The 17,719-nt window shown below is 60.0% G+C and carries 19 protein-coding genes; 15 read left to right on the forward strand and 4 right to left on the reverse strand.

Features of this window, described 5'->3' with window-relative positions; translation table 11 throughout:
• Window positions 1-705 precede the first annotated feature (705 nt).
• From DBR23_RS03700 to fliR, 8 genes are all read left to right on the forward strand, one after another.
• Entirely contained in the window at window positions 706-1,179 is a 474-nt protein-coding gene (locus DBR23_RS03700; RefSeq protein ID WP_233250255.1) for a flagellar hook-length control protein FliK, read from the forward strand.
• A gap of 195 nt (window positions 1,180-1,374) precedes the next feature.
• Window positions 1,375-1,971: a flagellar basal body-associated protein FliL gene (fliL, locus tag DBR23_RS03705; protein ID WP_056748047.1), complete on the forward strand. Its 597-nt coding sequence runs from the start codon at window positions 1,375-1,377 to the stop codon at window positions 1,969-1,971.
• Between the two features lie 22 nt (window positions 1,972-1,993).
• Window positions 1,994-2,998, forward strand: coding sequence for a flagellar motor switch protein FliM (gene fliM / locus DBR23_RS03710; protein WP_056065744.1), 1,005 nt, complete (start codon window positions 1,994-1,996; stop codon window positions 2,996-2,998).
• On the forward strand, window positions 2,988-3,428 hold the full coding sequence (fliN, locus tag DBR23_RS03715; RefSeq protein WP_099729186.1) for a flagellar motor switch protein FliN: 441 nt from the start codon (window positions 2,988-2,990) through the stop codon (window positions 3,426-3,428). The genes fliM and fliN overlap by 11 nt, the downstream gene beginning before the upstream one ends.
• Before the next feature lie 7 nt (window positions 3,429-3,435).
• Window positions 3,436-3,801, forward strand: coding sequence for a flagellar biosynthetic protein FliO (locus DBR23_RS03720; RefSeq protein WP_108497366.1), 366 nt, complete (start codon window positions 3,436-3,438; stop codon window positions 3,799-3,801).
• Window positions 3,794-4,585 (forward strand): flagellar type III secretion system pore protein FliP, encoded by a 792-nt coding sequence (gene fliP, locus DBR23_RS03725; RefSeq protein WP_233250256.1) that lies wholly within the window; start codon window positions 3,794-3,796, stop codon window positions 4,583-4,585. Before DBR23_RS03720 ends, fliP begins: the two co-directional genes overlap by 8 nt.
• Before the next feature lie 11 nt (window positions 4,586-4,596).
• Entirely contained in the window at window positions 4,597-4,866 is a 270-nt protein-coding gene (gene fliQ / locus DBR23_RS03730) for a flagellar biosynthesis protein FliQ (protein WP_015015801.1), read from the forward strand.
• A 125-nt stretch (window positions 4,867-4,991) separates the two neighbouring features.
• Window positions 4,992-5,762 carry a flagellar biosynthetic protein FliR gene (fliR, locus tag DBR23_RS03735; RefSeq protein ID WP_056065753.1) on the forward strand — a complete coding sequence of 257 codons (771 nt, stop codon included), beginning with the start codon at window positions 4,992-4,994 and terminating at the stop codon, window positions 5,760-5,762.
• 9 nt (window positions 5,763-5,771) lie between these two features.
• On the opposite strand, the gene DBR23_RS03740 is transcribed toward fliR, so the two are convergent.
• Window positions 5,772-6,401, reverse strand: coding sequence for a response regulator transcription factor (locus DBR23_RS03740; RefSeq protein ID WP_108497368.1), 630 nt, complete (start codon window positions 6,399-6,401; stop codon window positions 5,772-5,774).
• Window positions 6,398-7,507, reverse strand: coding sequence for an ATP-binding protein (locus DBR23_RS03745; protein ID WP_108497369.1), 1,110 nt, complete (start codon window positions 7,505-7,507; stop codon window positions 6,398-6,400). The genes DBR23_RS03740 and DBR23_RS03745 overlap by 4 nt, the downstream gene beginning before the upstream one ends.
• 188 nt (window positions 7,508-7,695) lie before the next feature.
• On the opposite strand from DBR23_RS03745, the gene DBR23_RS03750 reads away from it, so the two are divergent.
• From DBR23_RS03750 to DBR23_RS03780, 7 genes are all read left to right on the forward strand, one after another.
• On the forward strand, window positions 7,696-8,142 hold the full coding sequence (locus tag DBR23_RS03750) for a hypothetical protein (RefSeq protein ID WP_056065760.1): 447 nt from the start codon (window positions 7,696-7,698) through the stop codon (window positions 8,140-8,142).
• Window positions 8,143-8,191: 49 nt separating this feature from the next.
• On the forward strand, window positions 8,192-8,554 hold the full coding sequence (locus DBR23_RS03755) for a response regulator (protein ID WP_015015796.1): 363 nt from the start codon (window positions 8,192-8,194) through the stop codon (window positions 8,552-8,554).
• Between the two features lie 40 nt (window positions 8,555-8,594).
• On the forward strand, window positions 8,595-10,739 hold the full coding sequence (locus DBR23_RS03760) for a chemotaxis protein CheA (protein ID WP_108497370.1): 2,145 nt from the start codon (window positions 8,595-8,597) through the stop codon (window positions 10,737-10,739).
• Window positions 10,740-10,794: 55 nt separating this feature from the next.
• Window positions 10,795-11,283, forward strand: a complete 489-nt coding sequence (locus tag DBR23_RS03765; RefSeq protein ID WP_015015794.1) for a chemotaxis protein CheW — start codon at window positions 10,795-10,797, stop codon at window positions 11,281-11,283.
• A gap of 103 nt (window positions 11,284-11,386) precedes the next feature.
• Complete coding sequence (locus DBR23_RS03770; protein WP_108497371.1) at window positions 11,387-12,292, forward strand: CheR family methyltransferase; 906 nt, start codon at window positions 11,387-11,389, stop codon at window positions 12,290-12,292.
• 30 nt (window positions 12,293-12,322) lie between these two features.
• On the forward strand, window positions 12,323-13,072 hold the full coding sequence (gene cheD / locus DBR23_RS03775) for a chemoreceptor glutamine deamidase CheD (protein ID WP_056748055.1): 750 nt from the start codon (window positions 12,323-12,325) through the stop codon (window positions 13,070-13,072).
• A 15-nt stretch (window positions 13,073-13,087) separates the two neighbouring features.
• Entirely contained in the window at window positions 13,088-14,194 is a 1,107-nt protein-coding gene (locus tag DBR23_RS03780; RefSeq protein WP_108497372.1) for a chemotaxis response regulator protein-glutamate methylesterase, read from the forward strand.
• Window positions 14,195-14,274: 80 nt separating this feature from the next.
• Here DBR23_RS03780 and DBR23_RS03785 read toward each other — a convergent pair whose 3' ends face one another.
• Window positions 14,275-16,176, reverse strand: coding sequence for an ATP-binding cassette domain-containing protein (locus DBR23_RS03785; RefSeq protein ID WP_108497373.1), 1,902 nt, complete (start codon window positions 16,174-16,176; stop codon window positions 14,275-14,277).
• A 125-nt stretch (window positions 16,177-16,301) separates the two neighbouring features.
• Complete coding sequence (gene ribD / locus DBR23_RS03790; protein WP_108497374.1) at window positions 16,302-17,399, reverse strand: bifunctional diaminohydroxyphosphoribosylaminopyrimidine deaminase/5-amino-6-(5-phosphoribosylamino)uracil reductase RibD; 1,098 nt, start codon at window positions 17,397-17,399, stop codon at window positions 16,302-16,304.
• Window positions 17,400-17,719: the final 320 nt, after the last annotated feature.

The following is a 17,719-nucleotide window of genomic DNA, read 5'->3' on the forward strand; positions in this document are numbered from 1 at the left end:
GTGGAGGAGGGGGGCGTACTGGGCTCGGCAGGATCGGATGTTCTCTCTGCGGACGGCCTTCCTGGCGTCGGATCCACGGCTGGAGACGCCTCTGCGGTGGCTGCATGGCAAGGGTTATTGGGCATGGCTTCGGCCAATGTCGCTCCTCCGGCCTCCACAGGCGCTGACGGTGGTTCGCGCCTCGCTGCCGCTTTGGGTGCGGGGGGGGCGTCTCCAGTAGGTTCTGGGGCCGAGTGGACGCCATTTGGCCGTACCCAAGGCTTGGTGGCAGAGACGGCGATGTTGGACTCTGCTGCAGACATTAAGGATGCGCAACCTTTGGGCGCGACGTCCATGGCTGGTCGTACATTCTCTCGGTTGCAGAACGTCGCGGCGCTCCGCACTGGGCTTTCAGGTTCGGGGGACGTCAGTTTGGGGCAAGGCACGGTTGGCGAGTTGAAACCTCATTCAATGGGACACACTCCGGCGGCCGCTGCGCTTTCACAGGCGATGACTGAGCGCTCTGCCCAGGCCGCATCGACTGGGGCACAATCTTCTGAGCGCGTGGGCGGGCTGTCATCCGCAGCTACTGGCTTCGAAGGAGTCACACCTCTTGCTGATGGTCTGTTGACCTCCGTCGCTTCTGCACGGGCGCCCGAATTCGCTGCCGGTGGGCACTCTGCCGGTGAGAACCCGGGAAATGGGGGCGCATGGTCTGAGAGCACATTGGGCGCATCTCCTTTGGAGTCCAGCAACTTCACCGATGCAACGGTCTTTGCAGACCCTAACGCCTTGGGTGCCGAAGAGCAGGTGGCCGAACAGGTGGCCTACTGGGTGAACCAGAAGACCCAGAACGCGGAGTTGACGCTGCAGCGTGATGGTCAGCCGGTGGAGGTGTCGGTGTCTCTGTCGGGCAACGAAGCGCACGTGTCGTTCCGCAGCGACCAGCAGCAGACGCGGGAGCTGCTGGACCAGAGCATGGCGCAGTTGAGTGATCTGTTGCGCAGTGAGGGTTTGGTGTTGTCTGGCATGTCGGTGGGCACATCGGCACGCGACAGTGCCGGTGGTGGCGAGGCGGGGCAGCAGCGGCCTCGCGACGGGGCACGCCAGGCGCAGGTGGTATCTGCTGTGCCTGCTGGCACAGCCTCGCTGGCGCGCGGTGGTGGGGCGACAGACCGGGCCGTGGACGTCTTCGTCTGATTCTGCGGGGTGATGTGGGCGGTCTGTAGTTCTGCTCCCGTCTCCGCAGTCCAGGCGAGTGCGGTGAATGCCATGGTTTTGGGCTTTTATTCTGGCTATTATTGGTTACACCCCCGACCCATAATGGGCTAACAGGTTGTGCTTTCACTTTGATAGCGTCTGTTCTGCCTGTTCCCTATCGCAAGGAATTCCATTGTGTCAGCCAATACTCCCGCAGCAGCCGCACCCGCCAAAAGCAAGAAGATGCTGTTGATCATCATCGGCGTGGTGGTGGCTGTGCTAGTGATCGGAGGGGGCGCAGCAGCATGGTTCATCTCCAGTCGGTCGCATGCCGCTGAGGACGAAGAGGGCGGCGGTGCACCTGCGGCTCACAAGGAGGCGCCTAAGGTAGCCCCCACCTTCCTGCCCCTGGAAAACATGGTGGTCAATCTGGCTGATCCCGGCGGTGATCGCTTTGCCCAGATCGGCATTACGTTGGAGCTGGAGGATGCAAAGACTGCAGAACAGGTCAAGCAGTACCTGCCGTCGATCCGCAGCGGAATCCTGATGCTGGTGTCGCAACGCACGTCCACGGAGCTGCTGCAGCGCGAGGGCAAGGAAAAGCTCGCTACCGACGTCTTGCGCGAAGTCTCGCGCCCTCTTGGCTACTCGGTGCCGTCAGAGCGTGAGCGTGCAAAGGCTGCCGCCGCCGCTGAGCAGGACGGAGATGCAGAGGAGCGCCCCGCTGCGCGCAAGCGCACAGAGCGCAATCCTGTGCGCAAGGTGCTCTTTTCGAGCTTCATCATCCAATGAGCCAGTCGGGTAAGGACCAGCCATGAGTGATTCATTTCTTTCGCAGGAAGAGGTTGATGCCCTTCTGGAAGGGGTCACTGGCGAGAGCCAGAAGTCCGTTGAGGAAGTGGCTGAGGCGGGGTCGGTACGCAATTACGACATCTCCAGCCAGGAGCGCATCGTCCGTGGCCGCATGCCGACGATGGAAATCGTCAACGAGCGGTTTGCACGCAACTTCCGCATCGGGCTCTTCAACTTCATCCGCCGCAGTCCTGAAATTTCGGTGGGGACGGTGTCGGTGCAACGCTACAGTGCTTTCCTGCGAGAGCTGGCGGTGCCGACGAACTTCAACATCGTGGCGATCCGCCCCCTGCGAGGCAGCGGACTCATCGTCTGTGAGCCTTCGCTGGTCTTCGGCATCATTGACACCCTCTATGGCGGGGTCGGTAAGTTCCAGACCCGTATTGAGGGGCGTGATTTTTCGCCTACCGAGCAGCGTGTCATCAACCGGCTCGTAGATGTGATCTGCGCGGAGTACAAGAAGGCGTGGCAGGGGATCTATCCGCTGGAGCTGGAATACCAGCGCTCGGAAATGCAACCCCAGTTCGCCAACATTGCTACGCCCAGCGAGATCGTGGTGTCCACGGCCTTTCAGCTGGAAATTGGCGACCTGTCGGGCGCCATCCATATATGCATGCCTTATGCAACGCTGGAGCCGATCCGCGATGTACTGTATTCGTCCACGCAGGGTGATTCCATTGAGGTGGACCGCCGTTGGGTGAATGTGCTCAAGCGTGAAATCCAATCCGCAGAGGTTACGCTGGTGGCGGAGCTGGCGAAGGCCGATGCCACCGTAGAGCAACTGCTGGCCATGAAACCGGGTGACTTCATCGAACTGGACCGCGAGCCCCGTATCCGTGCATCGATCGGAGGGGTTCCCATTTTTGAATGCCAGTATGGAACCCACAATTCCAAGTACGCCATCCGCATTGAAGAGTGCCTGCGCACTTCGGACATGAGTTGGCTGGGAGAGAAGAATGGCAACTGAAGAAGACAACAAGGACGCAGGCGCGGATGACCCGTTTGCGGGTTGGGCCGAGGCGCTTGAAGAGCAGAAGCGGACGGACGAAAAACCCGCGGACGCAGAGCAGGGAGGGCCACTTTCCGGCGAGCCCGTGCGACCATTTTCCGGTGCTGCGAGTGGTGATACCGTCAACGACATCAACATGGTGCTGGACATTCCGGTGCAGCTGTCGGTGGAGTTGGGGCGCACCAAAGTGCCCATCAAGTACATCCTTCAACTGGCACAAGGTTCGGTGGTGGAGTTGGATGCACTGGCAGGCGAGCCCATGGATGTGCTAGTCAATGGCTACCTTATCGCCCAAGGCGAAGTGGTGGTGGTCAATGACAAGTTTGGTATCCGCCTGACCGATGTGGTCACGCCGTCGGAACGTTTGCGGCGGGTGAGCCGTGGATAGTGGGAGCATGACCCAGACGCTGCTGGTCGTGGTGCTTTTTGTGGGCGCCATGGCTTTGCTTCCCTGGGCTGTGCGCCGGCTGCAGCAGCGCCAGTCCTCCGGAACGCTGGCTGCCGGGGTGGCGTCACGCGTGGTGTCTGCAGTGGCCGTCGGCCCTCAACAGCGGGTAGTGACGGTGGAAGTCGGCCCTGAACATGCGCGTACTTGGCTGGTGCTGGGCGTCACCGCTCAACAGGTCAGTTGCCTCCACGTGCTACCAGTGTCGGCCAAGGGGGCTGGGGACGCCGTGAATGCTTCACTCCCGACAGAACCATCGTTTGCTCACGAGATGCGAGCTGCTTCCGCTGATTCTGGAAAGCCCGCGCATGTCTGAGCACGCATCCTTGCTTCCAAGGCGCGTAGCGCGGACAGCTGGGCGTGCTTTGCCTTGGGCCGTCGCTGTTGCCAGCGTGGTGGCGCATGGCTCCGCTTGGGCTCAAAGTTCGGGCGCATTGCCACTGGTGGTGGGCAGTGGGCCGTCTGGCGCCAGCTACTCGGTACCCATTCAGACACTGCTGTTTTTCACGGCGTTGTCTTTTTTGCCCGCTGTGCTACTGATGATGACGGGCTTTACACGGATTGTGATTGTGCTGTCCTTGCTGCGTCAGGCCTTGGGGACGCAATCGGCTCCCCCCAACCAGGTCATCATCGGGCTGTCACTGTTCCTGACCTTTTTTGTCATGGGCCCGACGCTGGACCGTGTGTACCAGGACGCTTACGTTCCCTATACCAACAACACCATCAGCTTCGAACAGGCGCTGGACAGGGCAGAGGCGCCGATGCGCAGCTTCATGCTCAAGCAGACGCGGCAATCTGACTTTGCGCTGTTTTCCAGGCTGGCACGTCTTGATCCCAAAGTGACGGCTGAGACGGCGCCCATCCGTGTGCTGGTGCCGGCCTTTGTGACCAGCGAGCTCAAATCGGCGTTTCAGATCGGGTTCATGATTTTCATCCCGTTTCTTGTCATCGACATGGTGGTGTCCAGCATCCTCATGTCCCTGGGCATGATGATGTTGTCCCCGGTGTTGGTGGCATTGCCGTTCAAGCTGATGCTGTTTGTGCTGGCAGACGGCTGGAACCTGCTGATCGGCTCATTGGCCGCCAGCTTTGTCACCTAGAGGATTCCGCCATGACTTCACAAATGGTGCTGACCATCGGGCGTGACGCCCTCACCCTGCTGCTGATGATTTCGATGCCAGTGCTGGGGGTGGTCATGGCGGTGGGCTTGTTGGTCAGTATTTTTCAGGCTGTCACGCAGATCCATGAAGCAACGCTGGCGTTTGTGCCCAAGCTGATTGCGGCCATGGTCGTTTTTGCGATTGCTGGGCCCTGGATGCTCAGTACCCTGGTGGACTTCATCCGTCGGACAATCGAATCGATCCCGTCGATGATTGGATAGCACATGCCAATCTGGGCACTTGGCGGCCTCAGGACAATGCTGGGCTGCTGGAGTCAGCGACGAGCATTGGGGGCGGCCGTGCCTTGGCCGTCAATGCACCCAGGCCTCGCCGGTGGAGGAGGGGCGTGATCACCTTCTCCGAAGCTCAGATCATGGCGTGGCTGTCTCCTATTCTGTGGCCCTTTTTGCGCGTGCTGGCATTGTTTTCCGTGGCCCCAGTGTTCTCCATGCGGGTCGTGCCCATGCGCGTAAAAATCGGTCTCGCTTTCCTTGTGGCCTTGTGCGCGCAAGGTGTTCTGGGCGAGCAGCCTGTCATCAGCGTGAACGGCCGCGAGGCGCTGGGCACGGTGGCGCAGCAGGTGGCTGTGGGGCTGGCGATCGGCTTTTCGGTTCGCCTGGTGTTCACAGCCGTTGAGCTGGCTGGTGAAATCATTGGCCTGCAGATGGGGCTCAACTTTGCATCGTTCTTTGACCCCACCTCCAACGGTCAGATCAGCGCCGTGGCCCGGTTTTTTGGCCACATGTCCATGCTGCTCTTCATTGTCATCAATGGCCATTTGTTGATATTGATGGCCGTGGTCAAAAGTTTTGACCGCTTTCCAGTCGATGGAAATTTTCTGCAGGCGTTGGGACAGATGCGCTTGTATGAGTTGGGTGCTTCGCTCTTTTCCAGTGCGCTCTGGATTGCCATGCCCATGATTGCGCTGCTGCTCTTCGTCAACCTGACCATGGGCATCATCTCGCGTGTGGCGCCGCAAATGAATATCTACGCGGTGGGTTTCCCGGTCACGCTCACGGTGGGGATGCTGGGCATAGCAGCAACGTTGCCGATGCTGGAGCAACCGGTGTTGGCGTTGATGCAACAAGCCGTGGATCTGTTCTCTGTTGGCAGGTAGGGCCGTTAGTTACACCAGCTGATTGCGGATGGCGTAAACGGTGAGTTCAGCATTGTTCGAAAGCTTCAATTTTTCGAGAACCCGTGAGCGGTACACACTCACGGTTTTAGGACTCAGCATCAATTCATCGGCAATGTCAGACAGGCGCCGCCCCGATGCAATCTTGACCAGGGTTTGCAGCTCTCGTTCGGAAAGCGCCGCATGGGGCACCTCCGGCGTGGGTTGAGCCAGGCTGTCCGCAAGCATCTGGGCCACTTCGGCAGTGAGGTACTTTCGCCCCTGCATCACCGTGCGCACTGCCGCAATCAGCTCCACCGGATCGCCGGCCTTGTTGGCGTAGCCTTGGGCTCCCGCCTTGAGGCAGCGCAGCGCGTATTGATCCTCGGGGAACATCGAAACCACCAGCACCCGGATGGTCGAGTGGGTCTCGCGCAGGCTGGCCAGTACTTCCAGGCCGCTGCGTCCGGGCATGTTCAGGTCCAGCAGCAACACATCACAGGCAGCCGTGCGCAGAACTTCACGCAGCTCAGAGTACCCGCCCGCTTCGCCGGTCACCTGAATGTCCGGTGCTTCGGCGAGTGTGTCGCGAATGCCGCGCCGCAATACGGCATGGTCGTCGCACAAGACGACATGGATCACTGGGCATCTCCTGGAGCGGATGTGGAAGGAGATGGTAACGGGACGGACAGAATGACCGACGTGCCCTTGCCCGGCCGACTGCTGATGTCCAGCCATCCCCCTACGGTGCGTGCACGCTCTTGAAGGCCCTTGAGGCCGAAGGCTTTTGGTTTGTCGCGAACTGTGGAATCCATGCCATGGCCATTGTCGGCGACCTCCAGGGTCAGTACCCCTTCCTTGTCAGACAGTTCAATGTCCACCTTGCTGGGCTGCGCGTGCTTGGAGATATTGGTCAATGCTTCTTGGGCAGTACGGTATGCCACCAATTGGATGTCGGTGGGTATATCGATGGTTTCGCTGCTGCTCTGCATCCTTGTGGTGATGCCCGTCCTGCGCTCAAAGCCCGTGGCCAGCCACTGGACAGCCGCCACCAGCCCTTGTTCCAGGATGGGTGGGCGCAGGTTCATCATGATGCGCTGGCTGGCGCCAATCGCGTGTTGCAGCATGTCCACCGCAGAGGTGGCATGCTCTTGCATGGCAGGATCGGTACTGTGACGCCCTATCCAGGCCACGTCAAAGCGTACTGCGGTCAGTGCGCCACCAATGTCGTCGTGGATCTCGCGAGCGATGGCGGCCCGCTCATGCTCGATGGAAGTCTGCAGATGCTCGGCCAACTCGGCCAAGCGGCGTTGCGACGTGGCCAGCTCGGCAATAGCCTGCTCGCGCGCGTTGCGTGCTTCGTGCACTTCCAGGGTGCGGGCAATTACATGCGGGAGGCGCTGGATATCGTCCTTGAGCAGATAGTCCGCTACCCCGAGCCGCATCGCGTCAACCGCTGCAGGCTCGCCAATGGCACCTGAAAGCAGCACAAAAGGTGGGTGATGCGGTTTTTGCGCCACATGGGCCCAGGCATCCAACGCGGTGAAGCCTGGCAGGCGGTAATCTGCCAGGATGATGTCAAAGTGGCCGCTGTCTGTCAGTCTTTGGAATTCAGAAAGGGTGTCAACCCGCTGCAGGTGGCAACGGAGCCCTGATCGGCGCAACGCACGCGCTGCCAATTCGTGATCGGCCGGTGAATCTTCAAGATGGAGGATCTCAAGGGTCTGGTCTGGTGTTACAGGGACCATAGGAGCGCTATCATAGGATACAAATTGGAACAAACAAGGGTGTTTGTCCGGTTGGGATGGTTTGTGCGTCAGCGTCCAATGGGCGTGGATGCTCCGGTTTGCTCGGGGGCCTTGGCAGGTTACTGATGCAAGTATCGTAGTCCTGTGTATTTGCGTGTTTTGCTGCTACGTGCTGCGATGGAGAAACGATGCAATCTACGCTAACAACACCTGGAGGACCTGCTGTCCAGGTTCCCGTCATGGTGGCGGCAGAGCTGCAGGACTCTTTGTTGGTCGTGATGCACGACTTGCACCGCCTGGAAGGCTTGCTGAACCACGCCACCGACAACCTGCTGGAGCGGTTTGGAGAGGCAAACGCCATGTTGACAGATGCTGTAGTGGCGGACTCCCCGGAGTTGGTGGCCGCGCGCACGGCGTTGCGCAGCGCAGTGACTGAGCTGCAGTTCCAGGACATGGCCTCCCAACTGATATGGCACACCACCAAGGTGCTGCAGGGCTGTGCCTTCCGGCTGGCCTCGGAAGCCATGGGGCATGAAGAAGGTGAAGATGCCGCGCCCTTTGCGGAGATGGCGCCCGACAGGCCGAACCCTGTCACCCAAAGCGAGATGGATGCAGGTTCTGTGGACCTGTTTTGACGTTCACATCACTGGTTACCTTATATATTCAAGTCAGTTGGAGCCATACATGCAATCGATCCTTGCCGTTGATGATTCACCTTCCATGCGCAAAATGGTGTCGTTCACCCTCACTGGTGCCGGCTATCACGTCGTGGAGGCAGTGGATGGGCAAGATGCCCTCGAAAAGGCTGAGACGCACAACATTGACCTGGTGCTGGCAGATCAGAACATGCCACGTCTTGATGGCATTGGCCTGACCCGCAAACTGCGCGAGCATCCCAAATTCAAGACCATTCCCATCCTGATCCTTACGACAGAGTCGAGCGATCAAATGAAGCAGGCGGGCCGCACAGCGGGTGCCACGGGATGGCTGGTAAAACCTTTTGATCCGAATCGCCTGATCGAAGTCATCCAGAAAGTGATCCGCTGAGCCGGGTTGACTGAGATCATTTAGTACACAGGAGCCCACCATGGCGGAAACCTACCAAGAAGGATCAGGTGCAGGCGCTGACTTCGACCTCAGCCAGTTTTATCAGATCTTTTTCGAGGAAGCGGGTGAAAACCTCGACCAGATGGAGCAGATGCTCCTGAATCTGGACCTGAGCAGTGCCAACGACGAAGAGCTCAACGGCATCTTCCGCTGCGCTCACTCGATCAAGGGAGGTTCTGCCACCTTCGGGTTTTCTGACGTGGCCGAGCTGACCCATCAGATGGAGTCCCTGCTTGATCGTCTGCGCCGCCATGAGCTGCAGCCCATCCCTCAGATGGTGGACGTTCTCCTGGAGTCTGCGGATGCTTCGCGCAGCCTGCTGGCACGGCATCAGGCGGGTGGACAAGGTGAGGCGGTTTCCACCACCTCCTTGGTTCGCCGAATCAGCGACCTGGCGGCAGGCTTGGTGCCCGGCGATGCTGCGTCTGTGGTCGCAGCGCCGCCGCCTCCTGCACCCGCGCCGGTGGCAGTAGCTCCGGCTCCTGCGCCCAAGGTTTCTGCGCCTGTTGTGCCAGGGCAGGCACGGCAGCTGGAAATCCAGATCGGGCCGCTGGACCGCCCCGAGCAGGCCGACGCGATCAAAGAATTGTTCCGAGACATTCCCGGTTTGGGGGCGATCCGCGATGTCCCGGGCAGCCAGGCCAATACGCGGGTCTTTGCGGTGGAAACGACGTCCACCAACGATGATCTGCTGGACCTGTTTGCGTTCCATGTTTCCAAGGACCAGGTGCTGATTCGTGATGCTGCCGCTTCTGGTGACGCTGCCGCCGCAGATGCAGACGACGAGCCTGTGGTTGCCGTGGATACCTCCGGGGGCGAAGCGCCTTATGGATTCTTCAACGGCGCACCCGGAGCTCCCCATGGTGAAGCTGCGGCGGCTGCCCATGCGCCTGTCGCGCAAGCTCCCAAAGCTGCGCCCAAGGCGAGCGCCGAGCCCAAGGTGGCGATGCAAGCACAGATGGAGTCCACCACCATCCGCGTGGATGTGAAGAAGGTCGATCAACTGATCAACCTGGTGGGTGAGTTGGTGATTACGCAGGCCATGTTGGCGCAGAACAGCCGGGGCCTTGATGCTGGGGCCTATCAGCAATTGCTGGCCGGGTTGGCAGATCTGGATCGCAACACGCGCGACCTCCAAGAGTCGGTGATGTCGATCCGCATGATTCCAATGTCCATCGTTTTCAGCCGCTTCCCGCGCATGCTGCGCGATCTGGCGAACAAGCTGGGCAAGAAGGTGGAGCTGGTGACCCTGGGTGAAGCCACCGAACTGGACAAGGGCTTGGTCGAAAAGATCACCGACCCGCTGACCCACTTGGTGCGTAACAGCTGCGACCACGGTATTGAAATGCCTGCCGATCGTCTTGCCAAGGGCAAATCCGAGCACGGCACCATCACCTTGTCGGCGTCGCACCAAGGTGGGTCGATCGTGATCGAGGTGCGTGACGATGGTCGTGGCTTGTCGCGCGAGAAGATCCTCAGCAAGGCCCAGGAGCGCGGCATCGAGGTGTCCGATCAGATGAGCGATGCCGATGTCTGGCAGCTGATTTTTGCTCCAGGCTTCTCCACGGCCGATGAGGTGACCGATGTGTCAGGCCGTGGGGTCGGCATGGACGTGGTCAAACGCAATATCGCAGCGCTCAACGGCTCGGTAGAGATCGATTCTGCAGAGGGCTACGGCATGAAGGTGTCCGTTCGCCTACCGCTGACGCTCGCCATCATGGATGGCATGTCGGTGGGGGTGGGCGAAGAGGTTTACATCCTTCCCCTGTCGTCGGTGGTGGAATCGTTCCAGGTCAATGCGGACGATGTCAGCACCGTGGCGCAAGGCTCGCAGCTGGTCAAGGTGCGCGACGAATACATGCCTGTCATCGCGCTGGAGAAGATCTTCCAGGTTCCGCGCTTTGACCTCAACAAATCCAGCAACATCATGGTGGTGGTCGAGGCTGACGGAAGCCGTGTGGCCTTGCTGGTGGATGAGTTGCTCGGCCAGCATCAGGTGGTCGTCAAGAATCTGGAATCGAACTATCGCAAGGTGCCCAATGTGTCGGGCGCCACCATTTTGGGTGACGGCACCGTGGCCTTGATTTTGGACACGGGTGGCTTGGTGCGTCGGGCGCGCCACTAGATACAGGTGCGGGCGCCCCTGGGGGCGCTGCGCCGCCATGAAAGGAGAATGCACCATGAGTGTGATCGGTAAAACTGCAGACGCTGCACCAACGGGTGCTCGTGAATATCTGACGTTCCGCCTCGACCAGGAAGAGTACGGCATCGACATCCTGAAGGTGCAGGAAATCCGTGGCTACGAACCTCCCACCCGCATTGCGAACGCGCCAGACTTCATCAAGGGCGTGGTCAATTTGCGCGGCACGATTGTTCCCATCGTGGACATGCGCATCAAGTTCAACTGTGCGCAGGCGGACTACAACAGTTTCACTGTGGTCATCATCCTCAACCTGCGCAACCGTGTGGTGGGCATTGTGGTGGATTCGGTGAGCGATGTGATGGAGTTGACGCCAGAGAGCATCCGTTCGGCCCCTGATATCGAGAGTGCGATCGACAACAGCTGCATCTTGGGCTTGGGGTCCGTGGGCGAGCGCATGCTGATCTTGCTGGATATTGAAAAGCTCATGTCCAGCGTGGACATGGGCTTGGTGACCGCCAACGAATAAGGCGTAGCAGTCAGCAGCCAGTGGTGGCGCAAGCGCATGTCAGGCTGTGAGCTGTGCTCGCAGACCTTTTGGAGCGAACAGGACTTCCCCTCGGACGATCAATATGGCCCAAACCACCAGTGCTTCGGCGTCAGTCCGGTCAGGCCCAGCCCGGGTAGATCCTGCGTATGCCGCAGCCGCAGCGCCCTCTGGCCCTCTGGCGCAGGGGCGTGAATTTGTCTGGACCAATGCAGACTTCGCCCGTGTGCAGGCGCTGATCTATCAGCGCGCTGGCATCAGCTTGCATGATGGCAAACACGCCATGGTCTACAGCCGCCTGTCGCGGCGGCTGCGCGACACGGGGCACACCAGCTTTCACGACTACCTGAGCTGGCTGGAGAACCATGACGGGCCGGAGTGGCAGGAGTTCGTGAATGCGCTGACCACCAACCTCACGGCATTCTTTCGCGAGCAGCATCATTTCGAGATTTTCGCGTCGCACCTGCGCTCCAAGCCATCCGCCAACTGGCGGGTTTGGTGCAACGCGGCCTCCACGGGCGAAGAGCCTTACTCCATCGTGATCACCGCGTTGGAGGCGCTCGGCGCCAACGCCTCTTTCAAGTTGACGGCCAGCGACATTGATTCGCGCGTGCTGGCCACCGCGGCGCAGGGCGTGTACCGGCTCGACAGCGTCAAGGGCTTGAGCCCCGAGCGCTTGCAGAAATTCTTTCTCAAAGGCAAAGGCGGGAACGCGGGCATGGTCCGTGCCAAGCCGGAGTTGCGGCGCGCCATCGACTTCATGAGTGTGAATCTCATCCGCGACGATTGGCCATTCAAGGAGCCCTTTGACGTGGTTTTCTGCCGTAATGTGATGATTTACTTTGATGCCCCTACACAGCGGCGCGTGCTGGAAAGAATCCACCGCGTGCTCAAGCCGGGTGGCATGTTGTTTGTCGGGCACGCCGAGAACTTCAGCGAGTCCAAAGACCTGTTCACCCTGCGTGGCAAGACGGTGTACGAGCGCCGCTGACCTGTCCATGTTGTCCTGCACATTGCACCCATGACCAACATTCAAACAGGTTCATCCCCTTCCAATGCTGCTGCTGTGCCCGGCAGTTCCGAAAGGCGCCGCGCTCCGCGTATTGCGCCGCTGAGCGCCGATATCTACAGCTCTGGCAACGGGCCCGCGCGCGAGTCGTCGCTGCAGGAGCTCAAGGCCCGCAGCCGCAAGCCAGGAGAGGCCTCGTTTTTTTACCTTGATCACCACTTCCAGCACAACGCGGTGAAGGTGCTGCCTGGTGAGTATTTCGTGTCGGATGAGAACATGGTCATCATGACCGTGCTCGGCTCGTGCATCGCTGCCTGCCTGTGGGACAGCCGCGCACGTGTGGGAGGAATGAACCATTTCATGCTGCCGGACGGCGATCTGGCGGACGCATCCGGGCGTTATGGTTCCTACGCGATGGAGCTGTTGATCAATGAAATGCTCAAGCTCGGTGCACGCCGTGAAACCATGCAGGCCAAGATTTTTGGTGGGGCCCAGGTGATGCACAACTTCACCACCATGAATGTGGGTGAGCGCAACACGAATTTTGTGTTGAACTATTTGCACACTGAGCGCATTCCTATCGTCTCCGAGGACGTGCTGGACATCTACCCGCGCAAGGTGGTTTTCTTTCCAGTGACCGGCAAAGCGATGGTGAAACGGTTGGCGCATGCCCATCCCGAAGCCCTCGTGGCCCAGGAGGTTCGTGGCAACGCGGCCACTGTTGCCAAGACCACGTCGGGTGGTTCTGTGGATCTGTTTTGATAAAGGTTTGAGTTAATGAGCAGGAAAATCCGGGTGATCGTGGTGGACGATTCGGCGCTGGTCCGTAGTCTGCTGTCAGAGATCATCAACCGCCAGCGGGACATGGAGTGCATTGGCACGGCCAACGACCCTCTGGTGGCGCGCGAGATGATTCGCGAATTGGATCCGGATGTCATCACCCTGGACGTTGAAATGCCACGCATGGACGGCATTGATTTTCTGGGGCGCTTGATGCGTCTGCGACCCACTCCGGTGGTGATGATCTCCACGCTGACCGAGCGTGGCGCGGAGGTCACCATGAAGGCCCTGGAGTTGGGCGCCGTCGACTTTGTGGCCAAACCGCGTGTGGGGCTGGCCAGCGGGCTCAACGATTTGGCGGCGCAGATTGTGGACAAGATCCGCGTTGCTGCCGTGGCGCAAGTGCGCCGCGCCCCTGTGCGTGATGCAGGCCCAGCCTCCAGCGTTGTGGGGGGTACTCCTGTGCACCACGCCGTACCCGCAGCGGGCCTGCTGGGGCGCCTTTCCACCGAAAAGCTCATCTGCATTGGGGCGTCCACCGGTGGTACCGAAGCCATCAAGGAGGTGCTGGTCCAGATGCCTGCGGATTCGCCCGCGATCGTTATCACCCAGCACATGCCTCCCGGGTTCACTACCAGTTTTGCGGCCCGTTTGAACGGGTTGTGCCAGATCACCGTCAAGGAGGCGGTGAATGGCGAGCGCATTCTGCCCGGCCATGCCTACATCGCACCGGGCGGCACACAGTTCCATGTGGCGCGCAGTGGCGCCAACTATGTGGCGGTGGTGGACGATGGCCCTCCGGTCAATCGCCACAAGCCCTCGGTCGAGGTACTCTTCAAGTCCGCAGCGGCGGTGGTGGGGCGCAACGCGTTTGGCATCATGCTCACGGGCATGGGCAACGATGGCGCTGTTGCCATGCGGGAGATGAAAGACGCCGGCAGCTACAACTATGTGCAGGATGAGGCGACCTGCATCGTGTTTGGCATGCCGCGGGAAGCCATTGCCCACGGTGCCGCCGACGAGGTGCTGCCGCTGGGGCAGATTGCTCCTGCCTTGATTGCCCGGTTGCGCGGAACAACGGACCGCCTGCACCACCGGATTTAAGGGCGATTACTGAGCCCTGGCGGCGGGCCTTCACCATGTGTGTCCCCGCCAGAGCCTCGCGCCATGAACCTGTTTGGCGCCTATTCAGAGAGTGCTGTCCAGCGCTCCAACGCGGTCATCAGCTCCTCGTCGATGGCGGCTGCTCGGCTTGTCATGGCTGCCGCGCGTGTGGGGTCGGTACCAAAGAGTGAGCCGTCGGAAAGTGCGTCTTGAAGGGATTTCTGTTCCGTCTCTAGTGCACTGATCAGACCAGGCAGTTGATCCAGTTCGCGCTGCTCTTTGTAACTCAGCTTCTTTTTTGATAGCTGTGCAGGCTTATTTGATGCGCGCTCCGGCGTGCTTTGATCTGAAACTTCCGGTGTAGGTGGTTTGGAGGACGTTGCAGCAGCAGCTTGCAGTGACCGACTGCGTTTGGATTGGAGCAACCAGTCTTGTACGCCGCCTTCGTACTCGCGCCACAGGCCGTTGCCTTCAAAAGCGAGGGTGCTGGTCACCACGTTGTCGAGAAAGGTGCGGTCGTGGCTGACCAAGAACACCGTGCCTTCGTAGTTTTCGAGCAGTTCCTCCAGCAGGTCTAAGGTGTCAATGTCCAGGTCGTTCGTGGGCTCATCCAGCACCAGGACATTGGCCGGTCGGGCGAACAGCCGGGCAAGCAGCAGGCGGTTGCGTTCCCCGCCGGACAGCGACCGCACTGGGGAGTGCGCGCGCGCGGGGGAGAACAGAAAATCGCTCAGATAGCTCTTGACGTGTTTGCGCTGATTGCCGATCTCGATCCATTCGCTGCCAGGGCTGATGAAGTCTTCCAATGTGGCGTCGAGGTTGACGGCGTGGCGCATCTGGTCAAAGTAGGCTACTTGCAGGTTCGCTCCCTGCCGGATGGTGCCCTTGTCGGCCTGCAGTTCGCCCAAGATCATCTTCAGCAGCGTGGTTTTACCGGCGCCGTTCGGGCCGATCAGGCCCACTTTGTCCCCGCGCAGTATCGTCCCGGAGAAATTGTGAACGATGGTTTTGTCGCCGAAGGCTTTGCTCACTCCTTGCAGTTCCGCCACGATCTTGCCCTGGTAGCCGTTGGAGCTTCCGGTGGCGACATCCATGCGCACACTGCCAACGACCTCACGGCGGGCCTCCCGCCGGGCGCGTAACTGTTCCAAGCGGCTGATACGGCTCTGGCTGCGGGTGCGGCGCGCTTCCACACCACGCCGAATCCAGATTTCTTCTTGTGCCAGGAGCTTGTCGGCCTTTGCGGCGATCACCGCCTCCTGCGCCAACTGCTCTTCTTTCTGAATCTGGTATTGAGCAAAGTTACCGGGGTAGGAGCGCAATTGACCGCGGTCCAGCTCCACGATGCGGGTGGCCACACGGTCAAGGAACGACCGGTCGTGGGTGATGGTCACGACGCTGCCCGGAAAGTCCAGCAGCAGGTCTTCCAGCCACTCGATGGAGTCCAGATCCAGGTGGTTGGTGGGTTCGTCGAGCAGCAACACGTCAGGGCGTGCCACCAGCGCCTGCGCCAGCGCCACGCGTTTTTTGGTGCCGCCAGAGAGTGCTCCGACCACGGCTTCCGGGTCGAGATGCAACCTCTGCAGGGTTTCTTCTACACGCTGCTCCCAGTTCCAGGCGTCGTAGGCCTCGATCTCCGATTGCAATGCATCCAGATCCAGTCCATCCGCTCCCGAGAGGTATTGATCGCGGATAGCGATCACGCGTTGCAGGCCTTCGGAGGCTGCCTTGAAAATGGTGGCATCGGGGTCTAACGTCGGCTCCTGCGCGACGAAGGCAATGCGTACCCCCTGCTGAACTTGCAAAGAGCCATCATCCGGCTTGGCAAGTCCTCCCAGGATTTTGAGAAGGGAAGACTTTCCCGCGCCATTGCGGCCAATCAGGCCAACCCGCTCAGCGGTCTCCAGGGAAAAGCCGGCGTGATCCAGCAGTGCAACATGCCCAAATGCGAGTTGGGCGTCCAGTAAGGTGATAAGTGCCATAGAGCGGGATTATCCGTGTCGCGCTCTGGCGAGATTTTTTGCGCCAGTCACATGATGGAGTGACAGCCGGTCGGGCGTAACTTTGATTGGCGGAAAATTCCGCGATCAGTTACGCAGCGATTTCTTCAGAACCTGTCGCGCCCCTGCAAGCGTGCAAGGACGCGCAGGTCTTCCCCGATCCTGTCTACCGTATGGAAGCTGAGGGCATGTGCCTCGGCAAGTGTCGCCAAGTGAGCTATCTGGGCCAATCCCATGCCCTCGCCCATCAGCTTGGGGGCGAGATAGACCAGTAGTTCATCGACCAGTCCTTCGCGCAGCAGCGAGCCATTGAGCTTGTAACCTGCTTCCACGTGCAGTTCATTGATCTCCCTGCGCCCGAGGTCTTGCACCATGGCAGGTAAGTCCACCTTGCCGGCACTATTCGGCATTGTGATCACGGTGGCGCCAAGGGCTTCGAGCGCTCTGCGTTTTTTCTCGTGTGCAAAGGCTGTGTAGATATAGACCGACCGGTTCGCTGCGAAAAGCAAGGCATCCAGAGGAACAGCTAGCTCGCTATCCACCAAAACGAGTGCGGGTTGCCGATCGGTGGGTACATCCCGCACATCCAGTCGTGGGTTATCTGCGAGTACGGTCCCGATGCCGGTCAACACCGCGCAAGCCCTTGCGCGCCATGCATGTCCGTCGGTACGAGCGGCGGGACCGGTGATCCATTGGCTTGCTCCATTGGGCAAGGCGGTCACACCGTCGAGCGAGGCGGCTGCTTTCATGCGGACCCAGGGCGTTTTTCGAATCATCCGACTGAAAAATCCCAGGTTCAGCTCCCTGGATGCTTCCGCTCCTTGCCCTACCTCTACAGCTACCCCCGCCGCACGCAGGCGCACAAACCCATTGCCCGCCACTGCGGGGTTGGGGTCGGCAATCGATGCCACGACCTTGGCGATACCTGCCTTAATGAGTGCATCGCAGCAAGGACCCGTACGTCCATGGTGTGAGCAAGGTTCTAGCGTGACGTAGGCGGTAGCACCTTGAGGGGAATAGCCCCTCTGCTCTGCGTCGCGCAGAGCCATCACCTCCGCATGTGGCCCCCCCGCGCGCTGGGTGGCCCCCTGGCCAATGATGGTGCCGTCGTGGTTGACGAGCACGCAGCCCACGCGGGGGTTGGGCGATGTCCTGTAGAGAGCCTCATGGGCAAGATCCAATGCCGCCTTGGTGTAATCCGTCATGGTTGGTGTCGATGAAAAAGCGACTGGTACGGGTTGTAGTCACAGCAGCTTACGCGACGTTCGCGAGACGGCTGTTGACGCAATGCTTATGGAGACCGCCAGAAAAAGCGTGGCTTTCCTGTTCCTGGATGCTTTGGAGGTCGCGGTGACGGGCCTGCGGGACTGAATCGCTAATCGCATGAGCGGGGCTGAGACGGGCAAATCCCTGGGTTTACCCTGCTGCTCGTTGTAAACCGTGCTATAGTCGAGGGCTTCGCTACTGAGACCTGAGCGCAAAAGTGTTGGGGTCGATGGGGTGGTTTGTGGTGGTGCTTAGGTGC

The organism is Acidovorax sp. HMWF018 (assembly GCF_003061035.1).
GTDB lineage: Bacteria > Pseudomonadota > Gammaproteobacteria > Burkholderiales > Burkholderiaceae_C > Acidovorax > Acidovorax delafieldii.

What these genes read in the sequence shown, in the direction of transcription:
- DBR23_RS03770 (WP_108497371.1), top strand. Translation starts at nt 11,387, where the DNA reads ATGGCCCAAACCACCAGTGCTTCGGCGTCAGTCCGGTCAGGCCCAGCC.
- DBR23_RS03765 (WP_015015794.1), top strand. Translation starts at nt 10,795, where the DNA reads ATGAGTGTGATCGGTAAAACTGCAGACGCTGCACCAACGGGTGCTCGT.
- fliP (WP_233250256.1), top strand. Translation starts at nt 3,794, where the DNA reads ATGTCTGAGCACGCATCCTTGCTTCCAAGGCGCGTAGCGCGGACAGCT.
- DBR23_RS03745 (WP_108497369.1), bottom strand. Translation starts at nt 7,507, where the DNA reads ATGGTCCCTGTAACACCAGACCAGACCCTTGAGATCCTCCATCTTGAA.
- fliN (WP_099729186.1), top strand. Translation starts at nt 2,988, where the DNA reads ATGGCAACTGAAGAAGACAACAAGGACGCAGGCGCGGATGACCCGTTT.
- fliQ (WP_015015801.1), top strand. Translation starts at nt 4,597, where the DNA reads ATGACTTCACAAATGGTGCTGACCATCGGGCGTGACGCCCTCACCCTG.
- DBR23_RS03755 (WP_015015796.1), top strand. Translation starts at nt 8,192, where the DNA reads ATGCAATCGATCCTTGCCGTTGATGATTCACCTTCCATGCGCAAAATG.
- fliM (WP_056065744.1), top strand. Translation starts at nt 1,994, where the DNA reads ATGAGTGATTCATTTCTTTCGCAGGAAGAGGTTGATGCCCTTCTGGAA.
- DBR23_RS03750 (WP_056065760.1), top strand. Translation starts at nt 7,696, where the DNA reads ATGCAATCTACGCTAACAACACCTGGAGGACCTGCTGTCCAGGTTCCC.
- cheD (WP_056748055.1), top strand. Translation starts at nt 12,323, where the DNA reads ATGACCAACATTCAAACAGGTTCATCCCCTTCCAATGCTGCTGCTGTG.
- DBR23_RS03720 (WP_108497366.1), top strand. Translation starts at nt 3,436, where the DNA reads ATGACCCAGACGCTGCTGGTCGTGGTGCTTTTTGTGGGCGCCATGGCT.
- DBR23_RS03760 (WP_108497370.1), top strand. Translation starts at nt 8,595, where the DNA reads ATGGCGGAAACCTACCAAGAAGGATCAGGTGCAGGCGCTGACTTCGAC.
- DBR23_RS03780 (WP_108497372.1), top strand. Translation starts at nt 13,088, where the DNA reads ATGAGCAGGAAAATCCGGGTGATCGTGGTGGACGATTCGGCGCTGGTC.
- ribD (WP_108497374.1), bottom strand. Translation starts at nt 17,399, where the DNA reads ATGACGGATTACACCAAGGCGGCATTGGATCTTGCCCATGAGGCTCTC.
- DBR23_RS03785 (WP_108497373.1), bottom strand. Translation starts at nt 16,176, where the DNA reads ATGGCACTTATCACCTTACTGGACGCCCAACTCGCATTTGGGCATGTT.